The sequence below is a fragment of the Amycolatopsis sp. EV170708-02-1 genome (genome assembly GCF_022479115.1).
GTDB lineage: Bacteria > Actinomycetota > Actinomycetes > Mycobacteriales > Pseudonocardiaceae > Amycolatopsis.
In genome coordinates, this window is record NZ_CP092497.1 from 5,326,913 (window position 1) to 5,340,371 (window position 13,459).

Annotated in this window: 12 protein-coding genes; 10 read left to right on the plus strand and 2 right to left on the minus strand. The window is 70.0% G+C overall.

From position 1 onward, the window contains the following. Positions 1-102 precede the first annotated feature (102 nt). The 3 genes from MJQ72_RS24190 (at position 103) to MJQ72_RS24200 (ending at position 3,882) form a co-directional block, all read left to right on the plus strand. Positions 103-618, plus strand: a complete 516-nt coding sequence (locus MJQ72_RS24190; protein WP_240593216.1) for a DUF402 domain-containing protein — start codon at positions 103-105, stop codon at positions 616-618. Positions 619-756: 138 nt separating this feature from the next. Then, positions 757-2,271 carry a glycosyltransferase family 39 protein gene (locus MJQ72_RS24195; RefSeq protein ID WP_240593217.1) on the plus strand — a complete coding sequence of 505 codons (1,515 nt, stop codon included), beginning with the start codon at positions 757-759 and terminating at the stop codon, positions 2,269-2,271. Positions 2,272-2,361: 90 nt separating this feature from the next. After that, entirely contained in the window at positions 2,362-3,882 is a 1,521-nt protein-coding gene (locus MJQ72_RS24200; RefSeq protein ID WP_240593218.1) for a glycosyltransferase family 39 protein, read from the plus strand. Positions 3,883-3,890: 8 nt separating this feature from the next. Here the strand turns inward: MJQ72_RS24200 and coaE are convergent, their stop codons facing one another. Then, a complete protein-coding gene (gene coaE, locus MJQ72_RS24205; RefSeq protein WP_240593219.1) occupies positions 3,891-5,075 on the minus strand; it encodes a dephospho-CoA kinase in 1,185 nt (394 codons plus the stop codon). A 197-nt stretch (positions 5,076-5,272) separates the two neighbouring features. Here coaE and MJQ72_RS24210 point away from each other — a divergent pair, with 197 nt between their 5' ends. Further along, positions 5,273-5,497, plus strand: a complete 225-nt coding sequence (locus MJQ72_RS24210; protein WP_037345494.1) for a hypothetical protein — start codon at positions 5,273-5,275, stop codon at positions 5,495-5,497. Between the two features lie 154 nt (positions 5,498-5,651). Here the strand turns inward: MJQ72_RS24210 and rpsA are convergent, their stop codons facing one another. Further along, positions 5,652-7,151: a 30S ribosomal protein S1 gene (rpsA, locus tag MJQ72_RS24215; RefSeq protein ID WP_007028125.1), complete on the minus strand. Its 1,500-nt coding sequence runs from the start codon at positions 7,149-7,151 to the stop codon at positions 5,652-5,654. A gap of 302 nt (positions 7,152-7,453) precedes the next feature. Between rpsA and MJQ72_RS24220 the strand changes: the two genes are divergently transcribed. From MJQ72_RS24220 to MJQ72_RS24245, 6 genes are all read left to right on the plus strand, one after another. Then, positions 7,454-8,305, plus strand: coding sequence for a class I SAM-dependent methyltransferase (locus MJQ72_RS24220; RefSeq protein ID WP_240593220.1), 852 nt, complete (start codon positions 7,454-7,456; stop codon positions 8,303-8,305). After that, complete coding sequence (locus MJQ72_RS24225) at positions 8,302-9,204, plus strand: GNAT family N-acetyltransferase (protein WP_240593221.1); 903 nt, start codon at positions 8,302-8,304, stop codon at positions 9,202-9,204. The genes MJQ72_RS24220 and MJQ72_RS24225 overlap by 4 nt, the downstream gene beginning before the upstream one ends. A gap of 32 nt (positions 9,205-9,236) precedes the next feature. Beyond that, positions 9,237-10,166: a GNAT family N-acetyltransferase gene (locus MJQ72_RS24230; RefSeq protein WP_240601410.1), complete on the plus strand. Its 930-nt coding sequence runs from the start codon at positions 9,237-9,239 to the stop codon at positions 10,164-10,166. Positions 10,167-10,304: 138 nt separating this feature from the next. Further along, positions 10,305-10,979 carry an ABC transporter ATP-binding protein gene (locus tag MJQ72_RS24235; RefSeq protein ID WP_240593222.1) on the plus strand — a complete coding sequence of 225 codons (675 nt, stop codon included), beginning with the start codon at positions 10,305-10,307 and terminating at the stop codon, positions 10,977-10,979. After that, positions 10,976-12,871: a YhgE/Pip domain-containing protein gene (locus MJQ72_RS24240; protein WP_240593223.1), complete on the plus strand. Its 1,896-nt coding sequence runs from the start codon at positions 10,976-10,978 to the stop codon at positions 12,869-12,871. Before MJQ72_RS24235 ends, MJQ72_RS24240 begins: the two co-directional genes overlap by 4 nt. Beyond that, positions 12,868-13,449, plus strand: a complete 582-nt coding sequence (locus MJQ72_RS24245; RefSeq protein WP_240593224.1) for a TetR/AcrR family transcriptional regulator — start codon at positions 12,868-12,870, stop codon at positions 13,447-13,449. The genes MJQ72_RS24240 and MJQ72_RS24245 overlap by 4 nt, the downstream gene beginning before the upstream one ends. Positions 13,450-13,459: the final 10 nt, after the last annotated feature.

Genomic DNA, 13,459 nt, shown 5'->3' on the forward strand with positions numbered 1-13,459 from the left:
CTTATCCGGCCGGCTGGCTCCGCTCCCCCGGAACCGCGAAACCGTGATCGTCCACCCGGTTGGGCGGTGTTCGCGGGCGTCGGCGCCTTCCAAGATGGGCGCATGACCGCGCTGCATCCGCCGAAGGTCGAGTACTTCGACCCGGCCGCGAAGACCAACACCGATCCGAAGGGCTTCGTGAGGGACGTCGACGAATACCGCGAAGAACCCTTCGGCCTCTACATGGCGCGGCCGACGCCGGGGCGGACGCAGTTCCACTACATCGAGTCATGGCTGCTGCCCGATCTCGGCCTGCGGATCACCGATTTCTGGTTCAACCCCGGCCACGAACGCGATCAGGACTTCTACCTCGACGTCGTCGACATCCGCCGCGAGGACGGCGTGTGGGTCGCCACCGACCTCTATCTCGATCTCGTCCTGCGGGACAAGAAGTCCGTCCAGGTGATCGACACCGACGAACTCCTCGCCGCGGTCACCGCCGGGCTGCTCTCCCCCGCCGACGGCGAACGCGCGCTCGGTGTCAGTCACACGACCGTCGACGGGCTGGCCACCCACGGCCACGACCTGCGCGGATGGCTGTCCACAAAGGACATCACGCTCGGCTGGCGACGGCACTGAGCCACCGTCATCCATCGTTCGGTTGATCTTCGCTCATCCCTTGGGCGCGCGGATCCCGACCGGCCGATGGATACCGGGAGGGGCGTCCTTGCGGGACTCTCGATCACGGCGTAACCGATCGAGAGGGGGCGGATACCCGTGGTCATCGAGACCGAGAGGCTCCGAGAACGCACGGAGACCGTGCCGTTCGCGAGGGCACCGGTGCTGGCGATCGCCGGCGCGATGGGGGCGGTTCTCGCGGCGACGGCAGGTCGCTACGGCTACTTCGGCGACGAGTTGTACTTCCTGGCGGCCGGTCGGCATCTGGACTGGGGGTATGCCGACCAGCCGCCGCTGTTGCCGCTGCTGGCCCGGCTGATGGACGCGTTCGGCGCCGATTCGCCGTTCGTGCTGCGGATCCCCGCGATGCTGGCGATGGTCGCCGGCGTCGTGCTGACGGCGCTCATCGCCAGGGAACTGGGCGGCGGCCGCAAAGCGCAGACGATCGCGGCGGCGACCTTCGCGGTGTCCCTCCAGATGCTGGGCAGCGGGCACTACCTGGCGACCAGCACGATCGACCCGTTCCTGTGGACACTGCTGATCTGGCTGCTCGTGCGCTGGGTGCGGACCCGCGAGGACGGGCTGCTGCTCTGGAGCGGTGTGGTCACCGGGTTCGCGCTGAACACGAAGTTCCTCATCGGTGGCTTCTGGCTGGTCGCGCTGATCGCCGCGGTGGTGACCGGGCCCCGCGACCTCGTCCGCCGTCCGGCGCTGTGGCTCGGCGCGCTGATCGCCACCGCGATGATCGCGCCCACGCTCGTGTGGCAGGCGGCGAACGGATGGCCGCAGCTGACCATGGGCGCGGCGATCTCCCAAGAGGTCTCGGCGGGCTGGGGCGGACGGGCCACGTTCGTCCCGACGCTGGTGATCAGCGCCGGAGTACCGGTGGGGATGATCCTGGTCGGCTATGGCCTGTGGCGGCTGCTGCGGTCCGAACGACTGCGGCCGTACCGCTTCCTCGGCTGGACCGCGCTCGGCGTCCTCGCTCTGTTCCTGCTCGCGAACGGGCGCTACTACTACGCGGCAGGGATGTTCGCCCCGCTGTTCGCCGCCGCGGCGGTGGAGATCGAAGCGGGCCAGGCGTCGAAGTACTGGCGGTGGATCGCCACGTGGCCGGTGTACGTCGTGGCCGTGGTGATCGCGATCCCGCAATCGCTTCCGATCCTCCCGAGGGCGGAGCTGGCGAGTGCGCCGGAGTGGGCCCGGCCGGTCTTCGCCGTCGAGGAGGTCGGCTGGCGGGAGATCACGGAGTCGGTCGCCCGGGCGTACCGGACCGTGCCCGATCCGTCCCGGACCGGCGTCATCGCGGCGAAGTACTGGCAGGCGAGCGCGATCGACCACTATGGACCGGAGCTCGGGCTCCCGTCGCCGTCGAGTCCCAATCGCGGCTACGCGACGCTGCCGAGGCCGCCGGAATCGGCACGGGACGTCCTGTTCGTCGGGAACGACCCTTCGGGGCTTGTGCCGCACTTCACGCGGATCCAGGAGATCGGCGCGCTCGACAACCGGGCCGGGGTCACGAACACGAGCCAGGGCATGAAGATCTGGCTGGCCACCGGCCGGAACGGGACTTGGGACACGGTATGGCCGAAGCTCACGGACTGGGGCTTCTGATGCCTCACCGGTCCTCTCACGACCGACGCGCCAGGCCGGTGGCACGTAAGGTGCGAGAGGACCGGCACCCGAGGGATCTGCGAGGAATGGATGGAAGCCGCCCACGCGGCCGAAACACCGACCGTGTCCAGTGCGGCGTTCGCCCGGCTCCCGGTGGGGCTGCTCGCCGCCGCGGCCGCGGCGGTCCTGCTGGCGACGGCGTGGCGCTACGGCTACTTCGGCGACGAACTGTACTTCCTTTCCGCGGGCAAGCGGCTGGCCTGGGGATATGCGGATCAGCCGCCGGTGCTCCCGTTCCTGGCGCTGGCGATGGACACGCTCGCGCCGGGCAACGTCTTCGTGTTCCGGCTGCCCGCCGTCATCGCGACGGCCGCCGGTGTCGTGTTCACCGGGCTCATCGCCTACGAGATGGGCGGGGACCGCCGGGCGCAGACCCGCGCCGCCGCCGCGTACGCGATCTGCGGGCAGTTCCTCGGCAGCGGGCACTACCTGGCCACTTCGACGATCGATCCGGCGCTGTGGGCGCTCATCGCGTGGCTGCTCGTCCGGTGGATACGGACGCGTGACGACAACCTGCTGCTGTGGCTGGGCGTGGCGACCGCGGTCGCGCTGAACGTCAAGCTCCTCATCGCGACGTTCTGGGTCGCCGCCGGGATCGCGATCCTGCTCTTCGGGCCCCGGGATCTCTTGCGCAGGCCCAAACTCTGGGCCGGTGCGGCGATCGCCGCGGTGTCGATGGTGCCGACGCTCTGGTGGCAGGCCGCGAACGGCTGGCCGCAGCTGGAGATGGGCGACGTCATCGCCCACGAGACCACCGGCGGCTGGAGCGGGCGCGCCGGGTTCCTGCCCGCCCTGCTGACCGGCGCCGGGCTCGGCATCGGTGTCGTCGGTGTCCTTTATGGACTCTGGGTGCTGTCGTTCTCGCCCAGGCTGCGCACCTACCGGTTCCTCGGCTGGACGACCGTCGGCGTGATCGCGCTGTTCATCCTGTCCAACGGCCGGTACTACTACGCGGCGGGCATGTTCGGGGTCCTGTGGGCGGGTGCGGCCGTCCACTTCGGACAGCTGAAGCCGTCACTGTGGTTCCGCTGGATCCCGACCTGGCCGGTGTTCCTGCTTTCCGCGCTGTACACCCTCCCGTACGCGCTGCCCGTGTGGCCCGCCGCCTGGCTCGCGGAAGGCCGCGACGTACCGCGTCCGGCGTACGCGCTGGAGGAGATCGGCTGGCCGGACCTCGCCCGTTCGGTCGCCGACGCCTATCACCGCCTCCCGCCGGAACAGCGGGCGCGCACCACCCTCGTCACGGCCGGCTACTGGCAGGCCGGAGCGCTGGACCGGTACGGCGCCGACTACGGGCTGCCCGCCGTGTACAGCCCGAGCCGCGGGTTCTGGTACTTCGGGCATCCACCCGAGACCGCGGACAGCGTCCTGTTCGTCGGTCCGGATCCCGCGCGGCTGCTCCGGTCCTTCACCGACGCCCGGATCGTCGCGCACGTGGACAACGCGGCCGGTGTCCGCAATGTGAGCCGCGGGATGCCGATCTGGCTCGTCACCGGCCACACCGAAGCCTGGGCGACGGCGTGGCCGGGGTTGAGGGAATTCCGAGTGTGACTTGAGGCTTACGGCGTCCAGCCGGTCGACTCCGCCCAGGCGTCGGCGCGGGTGAAGGCGGCGTCGACCCAGACCTGCTTCTCGTCGGTGTATCGCTCGACGGTCCCGTCGCCGGCGTGCTTCGCGGCCATGGCGTTCTTGACCGCCGCATAGGCGTCGCGTTCGCCCGGATTCTGTCGCAGCCATTCCGGGAACAGCAGCGCGAGCCGCCAGGCCGGGGTCTCCTGCGAGCGGACGTGCAGGTTGACCGGACGCCGGGGGTCGCCGCCGAAGTGGAACCGCTTGGGCCAGGTGCCCTCTTCGCCGTGCGCGTCGTCGAACCACTCCCCGTCCGCCCGCGGGAACCCCGCGTCGGAGAGCGCGTCCGCCAGCTCGTCGGCCTTGTCCAAAGTGGACACCGTCAGCTGGAGGTCGAGGATGTCCTTGGCGGGCAGGCCCGGCACGGACGTCGAACCGATGTGATCGATCCGCACGGCGTTGTCGCCCACCGCCACCCGGATCCGCGCGAGCGCCCGCTCGGCCTGCACCGGCCACGTCTCGTCGTACGGCGCGATCTTCGGCGACATCGGCGCACGCGGTTTGCGGAGCCGCACGTTCGCCTCGAACGGGGTCAGCCGGTCCGCCCACAGCGCGTCGACCTCGGCGAGCACGATGTCGGGCGCTCCGCTGTTGTCGAACCACACGTCGGCCACGGCCCGGCGCTGATCGGTCGTGGCCTGCGCCTTGATCCTGGCTCGCGCGTCCGTTTCGGCCATTCCCCGTGCCTCGACCAGGCGGCGGACCCGGACCTCCTCCGGCGCGTCGACCATGACGACGAGGTGGTACATCGGCGCGAGCCCGCCCTCGACCAGCAGCGGGATGTCGTGGACGATGATCGCGTCCGGCGCGGCGGCCGCCATCAGCTCGGCCGTCCTGGCGCCGACCCTCGGATGGACGATCGAGTTCAGCCGCTTGCGCGAGTCCTCGTCGGCGAACGCCTTCGCGGCGAGCGCGGCCCGGTCGAGCGCACCGTCGGAGGCCAGGATGTCTTCCCCGAAGGCCTCGACGAGCTCGGCGAGCCCTGGCGTCCCCGGTTCGACGACCTCCCTGGCGATCTTGTCGGAGTCGATGAGGACGGCGCCGTGCTCGGAAAGCCGGTTCGCCACCGTCGATTTTCCGGCGCCGATCCCGCCGGTCAGGCCCACACGCAGCATGTCGATCAGCCTAGTGGCGCGACCTGGGCCGACCGCGCAGGGTCACGAGAGGTACGCATCCGGCACAGAAGGATGCAAAAGGCAAGTTCATAGTGACGCGTTACACGACCTTTATGGGTGACACGCCGGGCGGTTACGCCGCTTCCGGGGCCTGATTGCGTACCGTGCGCGGCGAAGGTAGCCCACACGGAGGAAAGATGGCAGACGGCAAGCACGTCGGAAGGCACCGGCTCGGTACGCCGGGCCTGGTGCACTGTGTCCTCCATCGTCCCGTGGCCGAGGCCCTCGCCGAATATCGGCGCACGTGGCTGAGCGCGCTCCTGGTTCCGGCCAAGCACAGCTTCGCCGGGCTCCGCCGCAAGGCTCGCGCCGCGGCGCTCGAACGCATCTGGGTGCCGGCCGTCCGGCCCGCCACTTCCTGACGCCCTTCTCTCCCCCTACCGCGTTCAGTCCTCTGGATGCGGTAGTTGCGCGTGCAAGGACCGCATCCAGAGGACTGAACGCGGGCAAAAGACAGCGGCCCCGGTCCGTGTGGACCGGGGCCGCTGTCTGTCAGCTATTGGCTGAGCGCCTGGATCACGCGCCGCCCGACAGCTTCTCGCGGAGAGCCGCGAGCTGCTCGTCGCTGGCGAGCGTGCCACCGCTCTTGGCCTCGGCCGGAGCGGAGGTGTAGCTCTGCTCGCCCGAGTCGCCGGAGGTGACACCGGTCGCGGCGTCGGCCGCGGCTTCCGCGTCGGCCTCGGCGGCCTTCTGGACCTGCTTCATGTGAGCCTCGTAGCGGGTGTGAGCCTCGGCGTACTGACGCTCCCACTCCTCACGCTGCTTGTCGAAGCCTTCCTGCCACTCCTGGGTGTCCGGGTCGAAGCCTTCGGGGTAGATGTAGTTGCCCTCGGCGTCGTACTCGGCGGCCATGCCGTACTGAGTGGGGTCGAACTCGGTCTCCGGCGTGACGCCCTCGTTCGCCTGCTTCAGCGACAGCGAGATGCGACGACGCTCGAGGTCGATGTCGATGACCTTGACCATCACGTCGCCGTTGACCTGGACGACCTGCTCCGGGATCTCCACGTGGCGCTCGGCCAGCTCGGAGATGTGCACCAGGCCCTCGATGCCCTCCTCGACGCGCACGAACGCACCGAACGGGACGAGCTTGGTGACCTTGCCCGGCACGATCTGGCCGATCGCGTGGGTGCGGGCGAACTGACGCCACGGGTCTTCCTGGGTCGCCTTCAGCGACAGCGAGACGCGCTCGCGGTCCATGTCGACGTCCAGAACCTCGACCGTGACCTCCTGGCCGACCTCGACGACCTCGGACGGGTGGTCGATGTGCTTCCAGGACAGCTCGGAGACGTGCACCAGGCCGTCGACGCCACCCAGGTCCACGAAGGCACCGAAGTTGACGATGGACGACACGACACCCTTGCGGACCTGGCCCTTGGCGAGCGCGTTGAGGAACTCGCTGCGCACCTCGGACTGGGTCTGCTCCAGGTAGGCGCGGCGGGACAGGACCACGTTGTTGCGGTTCTTGTCCAGCTCGATGATCTTCGCCTCGAGCTCGCGGCCGACGTACGGCTGCAGGTCGCGCACGCGGCGCATCTCGACCAGCGACGCGGGCAGGAAGCCGCGGAGGCCGATGTCCAGGATGAGGCCGCCCTTGACGACCTCGATGACGGTGCCCTTGACGGGCTCGTCCTTCTCCTTGAGCTCCTCGATCGTGCCCCAGGCGCGCTCGTACTGCGCGCGCTTCTTGGACAGGATCAGACGGCCTTCCTTGTCCTCCTTCTGGAGAACCAGGGCTTCGACCTCATCGCCGACGGTGACAACCTCAGCCGGGTCGACATCGTGCTTGATGGAGAGCTCGCGCGAGGGGATGACACCCTCGGTCTTGTAGCCGATGTCGAGCAGGACCTCGTCACGGTCGACCTTGACGATGGTTCCTTCGACGATGTCGCCATCGTTGAAGTACTTGATCGTCTTGTCGATCGCAGCGAGGAAGTCTTCCTCCGACCCGATGTCGTTGATAGCGACTTGCTGGGGCCCGGCGGGGGCGGTCGGGGCGGTGGCGGTGTCGGTCGTCATTAGGCGGGTTGCTCCGGTGGATGGGAAGTAGTGGGTTTGCAGTTAGGGCACCATGGGCTTCCGACATGAGGCGACCGCATAAGCAAACGTCCACAGGGAACGACCGCGAGCATCACCGCATCCGGTACGCGACCCCCTGACCCGGACGCTGAGCGAACCGGGGGAAAGAGTAGCGCGAACCCACTGCGCTAACAGATATCCTACGCGGCCCCCTGTACACGGCACAATCAGGGTCGCCCCCACGATCACGGCGGGCGGATAAGCTGTGCCGCGAAGCCCTGACCTGGGGAAAGGATATCGGTTTGAGCCAGCAGTCCGTCGCCGAGCCCGATCGGCACGCACAGGCCGAGGAGCGGCTCGGCACCACGGGGGTCGCCTACCGGGCGGTCTCGGCGCCGGAAGCGACCGCCGCGAACCTGGCGTGGTGGGACGCCGACGCCGACGACTATCAGGCGACCCACGGCGGGTTCCTCGGCGACGCGGACTTCGTCTGGTGCCCGGAGGGCGTCCGCGAGGCCGACGTCGCGCTTCTGGGTGAAGTCGCCGGCAAGCGGATCCTCGAGGTCGGCTGCGGGCAGGCGGCCTGCTCGCGCTGGCTCGCCGCGCAGGGCGCCGAGGCGGTGGCGACCGATCTGTCGGCGGGCATGCTGCGGCACGCGCGGGAGGGCAACGACCGGACCGGCACTCCCGTCCCGCTCGTGCAGGCGACGGCCGAGTCGCTCCCGTTCGCCGACGCGAGCTTCGACGCGGCCTGCTCGGCTTTCGGCGCGGTGCCGTTCGTGGCGTCGGTGGACGTCGTGTTCGCCGAAGTGCGCCGGGTGCTCCGGCCGGGTGCGCGCTGGGTGTTCTCGGTGACCCATCCGATGCGGTGGATCTTCCCCGACGACCCCGGACCGCAGGGGCTCACGGTCACCCAGCCGTATTTCGACCGCACGCCGTACGTCGAGGTCGACGAAGAGGGCGTCGCCACGTACGTCGAGTACCACCGCACCCTCGGCGACTACGTCCGCGCACTCGCCGACGCCGGTTTCGCGCTCACGGATCTCATCGAGCCCGCCTGGCCGGAGGGTCACACCCGCACCTGGGGACAGTGGAGCCCGTTGCGCGGCAAGCTCTTCCCCGGTACCGCGATCTTCTGCACCCAGCGGGGATGACCCCGGCGGCGGAACGGCAGCGGGCACGGTTCGCCGCGCTCGACCCGTGGCTTCCGCCGCCACCCCCGCTCCCGCCGGGCGAACCCCTCGAAGCGGGCGGCGCCATCGGGACGATCACGCACGTGCGGTTCGCGGCGGGTTCCTGGCAACGACTCTGGAGCCCCGCGCATCTGCAGATCCTCTCCGCGATCCTCCCCCTCGACGCGGTCGCGGGCATGAGCGCGCTGCTCTCCGCCTGGCGCGAGCGGATCGCGCTCGCCGACGCCGAACCCGATTCGTCGTGCACGGTCACCTGGCCCAGCCGTGACGTCGCGGTCTCACGGGCCCTGCTCGACCACGGGCTCGCGCCGCAACTGGCGCTGGCCGTCCGGGCACCCGCGGCGGGGGAAGCGCATTCCGTGCCCGGCGTGACCATCCGCGCGTCGACACGGGGCGATCTGGAGGAGATCGTCGGCCTTCGGTTCGAGGAACTTCGCTACACCTCGCTCGTCGGCCACGGTGTCGTCCGGCCCGGCGCCAAGGCCCTGCTCGCGGAAGAGGTCCGGCGCGGCCTGCAGTTCGGCGGCCGGATCTGGATCGCCGAAGAGGAAGGTCTCACGGTCGGGATGGTGACCGGCGGAAAGCGCTCCCCGATCCCCGGCGACGCGCTCGCCGGGCGCCTGCCACCGGGCGAATGGGGTTACGTCGGAACGCTCGCGGTCACCGCGGCCGCGCGGGGACGCGGGATCGGGCGCGCGCTGACCGCCGTCGTGCACGACGAGCTGTTCTCGCCGTCGCTGCGCGGTACCTTCGTCTCGTACAATCCGGCGAATCCGCTGTCCCCGGTGTTCTGGCACCGGCAGGGTTATCGTCCTCTGTGGACGACGTGGGCGGCCGCCCCGGCCGCGGCCCTTCGGTAGCGGTGCCCGGCGCGGTCGACCCTGGGGACGGGATGGAAATCGAGAAGACCTTGTTCGACGCGCACCGCGCCCGGTTCGCGTCGATCGACAGGTTCCTGCCCGAGGCCGCGCCCGCCCCGGTCGCCGGCGAACGCGTGGACGCGGCCACCGCGGCGGGCGTCCAGGTCACCGGGGTGGTGCAGCGCCAGCTGCACGGCCCGGACGACGTCCCCCTGCTGTGGTCGGCCGCCGACGTGCGCCAGCTCTTCCCGTTCATCGGGGACACCGGCACCGAAGGCATGGATGTGCTGCTACGCGCGTGGCGGACGTGGATGGAAGCCGAATCCCCCGGCGAGGACTCGTCGTGCGTGGTCAACTGGCCGAGCCGGGACGCCGAGGCGATCCGCGCCTTCCTCGACCACGGGCTGGTGCCGATGTCCGCACTCGCCGTGCGCACCGGAAGCCATCGGGACGGCCCTGCCGTCGAGGGCGTGACCGTCCGCCGCGCCCGGCACGACGACTTCGACACCGTGCTCGCGATGGCCGTGTCGACCCACGACTACATCGGCCAGGTCGCCACCCGGCACCGCCCGAACGCCGCCGAACTGCTCGCCCCGGCGCTGGAAACCGCGCTCGACAAGGACGTCCCGCTGCTGTGGCTGGCCGAACGGGACGCCCGCATCGCGGCCTTCGCACACGGCGCGTGGATCACCTCATCGCCGGGTTCGGCCGAGGCCGAGCTGCTCCCCCACGGCCGCTGGGGCTACGTCAACAACGTCGTCACCGTGCCCGGCCTGCGCGGAAGCGGGCTCGGGCGCACACTGATGTCGGTGGTGCACAAGGAGTTCGCCGCCGACGGCGCGGACGGCACCTACCTCTATTACAACCCGACCAACCCGCTCTCCTCGGTGTTCTGGCACCGGCAGGGTTATCGTCCACTGTGGACGTCCTGGGAGGTCCATCCGGCGTCGGCCCTGCGTTAGCCGTCCGGTTTGCGGGGGTTTCGTCACTCTTGCGTGTGACGTGGACCCCCAAGGTTGTGCGCCTCCCAGGTCAGGGCTAACTTTTGAACTGACCAGTCAGTTTAAAAGTTCCGCGAGTCACCGACCTGGGAGTTCTTCGTGCGGGTTCAAGCCGACAGGGTGTCCGTGACCGGACCCCACGGCACGTTGCTGTCGCCTACTTCGCTCACCGTTTCGGGTGGTGAGCTGGCGATCGTGCACGGCGAGCCGGGGGTCGGCGTCACCGCCTTCGGGCTGGCGCTGGCCGGCAGGCTGAAGCCCGCCACCGGGACGGTGACCGTCGAGGGCGGTGACCCGCACAAGGTCGTCGCGGTCGTCGACTCCCCGGGCGTGAGCGAGCCGGACGGCGCGTTGCCGCTGCAGGTCGTCGTCGGCGAGGAACTCGAGCTGGCGAAGCGCCCGGCGAACAAGGCCGCCGTCGCGAGCTGGCTGGCCGAGCACGACGCAGCCGCCTTCGCCACCACCCGCTTCGAAAACCTCGAACCGGTGACGCGCACCCGGCTGCTCACCGCGCTCGCCGCGGGCCGCGAGGGCGTCGGCGTCCTCGTGCTCGACACCCCGGACAGGCACACCAGCGACGTCGACAGCTGGGCGCGGCTCGCCCGCGAGCACGCCGAGCGTGGCCTCGCCGTCATCGTGCTGACCGCCACCACCCCGGTTTCGGCCCTGCCGGAGAAGCCCGCGCTCTGCGGCGCCCTCGAGCAGCCCGACCCCGTGCGCTGCGCGCCGGTCGAAACCGCGGAGATCGAAGAGACTTCAGGAGACCAGGAATGAATCCCGTCCGGATCGCCGCCAACGAGCTGCGCCGGCTGAGCAGTGGCACCCTGCCGAAGCTCGCCATGGCCGCGCTCGTGCTGGTGCCGCTGCTCTACGCGTCCTTCTACCTCTACGCGAACTACGACCCGTACTCGCGCCTGGACAAGCTGCCCGCCGCCGTCTTCACCTCCGACACCGGCGCCAAGGACTCGGCCGGCGTGGAACGCAACGTCGGCCGCGAGGTCACCGACGAACTGGTCAAGTCCGGCACGTTCCAGTGGCACGAGGTGTCCCAGGACGAGGCGGCGAAGGGCGTCCGCGACGACAAGTACTCGTTCGCGATCGGCATCCCGCGCGACTTCTCCACGGCGCTGCTGTCGTCGGGCAACTTCCAGCCCCAGCAGGCGACGATCACGCTGACCACCAACGACGCGAACAACTATCTGTCGGGGACCATCGCGAAACAGGTGGCCGAGCAGGTCCGCAAGACGATCGCGGAGAAGGTCGGCAGCGAGGCGGCGGACAAGTTCCTGGTCGGCTTCTCCACGATCTACGGCAAGATCCAGGAGGCCTCGACGGGCGCTTCGCAGCTCGCCGACGGCGCCGGCAAGCTCAAGACCGGGCAGCAGCAGCTGGCCGACGGCGCCAACCAGCTCGCCTCCGGCAGCTCCCAGCTGGCGACCGGGCTCGGCACCCTGAAATCCAGCACCGCCCAGCTCCCCGCGCAGACGCAGAAGCTCGCCGACGGCGCCGGTCAGGTCGCCGACGGGAACCAGAAGGTCGCCGACGCGGCCTCGCTCGCGGCGACGGCCTCCGGCGACATCCAGGCCAAACTCGACGGCTACCGCACCCAGCTGGCACAGGACCTGCGCGACGCCGGCGTCCCCGAGACGAAGGTCCAGGAGATCCTGAGCCGCCTCGACACCCTCCGGTCGCCGGTCGACCAGGCGAACACGAAGATCCAGGGCGCGAACAGCCAGCTCGCCCAGCTCGCGTCCGGTGCCAGGCAGGTGTCCGACGGCGCGCACCAGCTGGCCTCGGCCACCCCACAGCTCACCAGCGGCATCGCGCAGGCGGCCGACGCTTCCGCGCAGATCCGCGACGGCGCCGCGAAGCTCAACGACGGCGAGCGGACCGCGGTCACCGGCACGAACCAGCTCGCCGACGGCTCGGTGCAGCTGCGCGACGGGCTCGCGGCCGGGCTCAAGGAGATCCCGAATCCGGACGACCCCACCCGTGCGGCGACCGCCAACACCATCGCGGACCCGGTGGCGGTCAACTCCTCCGGCGTCGCCTCGGCCGGGACCTACGGCGCGGGCCTCGCCCCGTTCTTCATCTCGCTCGCGACCTGGATCGGCGCGTTCGTGCTGTTCCTGTTGCTGCGCCCGCTCTCGACCCGCGCGCTGACCGCCGGCGCGTCACCGTTCAAGGTCGCCCTCGGCGGCTGGCTGTCCTCGGCGCTGCTCGGGATCGCGCAGGTGATCGTGCTGTTCGGCGCGGTGACCTGGCTGGTCGGCATCGACGTCGCGCATCCGCTCGGCGCGATCGGATTCGCCATCCTGGTGTCGCTGACCTTCACGTCGGTGGTGCACGCGCTCAACGCGTTCTTCGGCGCCGTCGGGAAGTTCCTCGGCCTGGTACTGCTGGTGCTCCAGCTGGTGAGCGCGGGCGGCACGTTCCCGTGGCAGACCATCCCGGACGCGTTGTACCCATTGCACATCGTGCTGCCGATGGGTTACGCGATCGACGGGTTCCGGCACCTGCTCTACAGTGGCGCCTCGATGGAGATCCTCGGTGACATCGGTGTCCTTCTCGCGTATCTCGTCGGCGGGATCCTGGTCTCGACACTGGCGGCGCGGAAACGGCGCACCTGGACGGTTTCGGCGCTGAAACCCGAGCTGGCGTTGTGAGTCCCCGGGGCGAGGCGACGAAGCAGAAGCTGTTCGAAGCGACGTTGCGGCTGTCCGCCAGCCGTGGCCTCGTGGGGCTGACGGTGGACGACATCGCGGCCGAGGCGAAGGTCGCGAAGGGCACCGTCTACTACAACTTCGGCAGCAAGGACGGTCTTGTCGACGCGCTGCTGCGCTACGGCGTCGGCGTGCTCGCGGACCGGCTGCGCGCGGCGACCGGCGACGGCGACCCGATGGACGTGATCGAGTCGCAAGTGGACGGTGCGCTGGAGTTCATCGCCGAATACCCCGGTTTCTCGCAGATCCTGGTGAGCGAGATGTGGCGCACGCCCGGCACCTGGCACGAGACGCTGACGTTGCTGCGCGAGGAGATCATTTCGATCGTGCGCGAACAACTCCACCGGCTGGACGCCGCCGGGCGGCTGCCCGACAGCGTCCAGATCCAGACGGCCGCGGCGGGGCTGTTCGGCACGATGCTGGTGGTCGCGCTCGACTGGCAGGTGTTCCAGCCGAAACGGACCAGGGACGACGTGCGGGAATCGGTGATGGTGCTGATCCGGGGCCTCGGGCGGAGCTGAAGGACGCTTT

Bases quoted from the DNA above. Each gene is read 5' to 3' on its own strand.
- MJQ72_RS24200 (WP_240593218.1), top strand. From the start codon at position 2,362: ATGGAAGCCGCCCACGCGGCCGAAACACCGACCGTGTCCAGTGCGGCG.
- MJQ72_RS24230 (WP_240601410.1), top strand. From the start codon at position 9,237: ATGGAAATCGAGAAGACCTTGTTCGACGCGCACCGCGCCCGGTTCGCG.
- MJQ72_RS24210 (WP_037345494.1), top strand. From the start codon at position 5,273: ATGGCAGACGGCAAGCACGTCGGAAGGCACCGGCTCGGTACGCCGGGC.
- MJQ72_RS24240 (WP_240593223.1), top strand. From the start codon at position 10,976: ATGAATCCCGTCCGGATCGCCGCCAACGAGCTGCGCCGGCTGAGCAGT.
- rpsA (WP_007028125.1), bottom strand. From the start codon at position 7,151: ATGACGACCGACACCGCCACCGCCCCGACCGCCCCCGCCGGGCCCCAG.
- coaE (WP_240593219.1), bottom strand. From the start codon at position 5,075: ATGCTGCGTGTGGGCCTGACCGGCGGGATCGGCGCCGGAAAATCGACG.
- MJQ72_RS24225 (WP_240593221.1), top strand. From the start codon at position 8,302: ATGACCCCGGCGGCGGAACGGCAGCGGGCACGGTTCGCCGCGCTCGAC.
- MJQ72_RS24190 (WP_240593216.1), top strand. From the start codon at position 103: ATGACCGCGCTGCATCCGCCGAAGGTCGAGTACTTCGACCCGGCCGCG.